The sequence below is a fragment of the Nocardia amikacinitolerans NBRC 108937 genome (assembly GCF_001612615.1).
GTDB classification, from domain to species: Bacteria; Actinomycetota; Actinomycetes; order Mycobacteriales; family Mycobacteriaceae; genus Nocardia; species Nocardia amikacinitolerans.
In genome coordinates this window covers 1-615 of record NZ_BDAU01000107.1, presented here as the reverse complement: position 1 = coordinate 615, position 615 = coordinate 1, and the positions used below count along the sequence as shown (strand labels likewise).

Genomic DNA, 615 nt, shown 5'->3' with positions numbered 1-615 from the left:
TGGGTGAGTCGGATCCGGCATCCCGCGCGATGTACGAACTGGACTGGGTATCGCATCGCCTGTCTTCCACTCCCACAGTGCCGAGCACAGCATCCTGGGTCGTGATCGACAACCCCGACATCGCGACCGAGCTCTCCGCCGCGGGCGCCTCGGCGCGCACCTGTGAGACACTTGCCGACCTGATCGACGAGGTGAACCAAGGACAACCGGCACCGGACTACACGCTGCTGTCACTTCACTCCGCGCCCGACACGACCGAGGTGCCGAGCAACGCCCACGACCTGTGCGCGCGTGCGGTCACAGTCGTCCAGGAGTTCCTCGGAACGGCGGCATTGGCGGAGACACGGCTGGTGATAACAACCCGTGGCGCGGTCGCGGTCACGGCCAGCGAAACGATCATCGATCTGGCCGCGTCTCCGATATGGGGGTTGATCCGCTCCGCACAGGCAGAACACCCCGACCGTTTCACTCTGATCGACATCGACGACACCATCGATTCCCGCACGGTTGTCGCCTCCGCGCTCGCCACGGGACAACCCCAGCTCGCCTTGCGCCGCGGCCGGGCCCACCTGCCGCGTCTTACCCGTGCCACACTGCCCGACTCCCCCACGGCTG

1 protein-coding gene is annotated in these 615 nt (G+C 66.5%); it reads left to right on the top strand.

What is annotated here, in order from left to right; translation table 11 throughout:
* Positions 1-77: 77 nt before the first annotated feature.
* A partial coding sequence (locus NAM01S_RS33670; RefSeq protein ID WP_157108055.1) for a SpnB-like Rossmann fold domain-containing protein occupies positions 78-615 on the top strand: 538 nt, incomplete at its 3' end.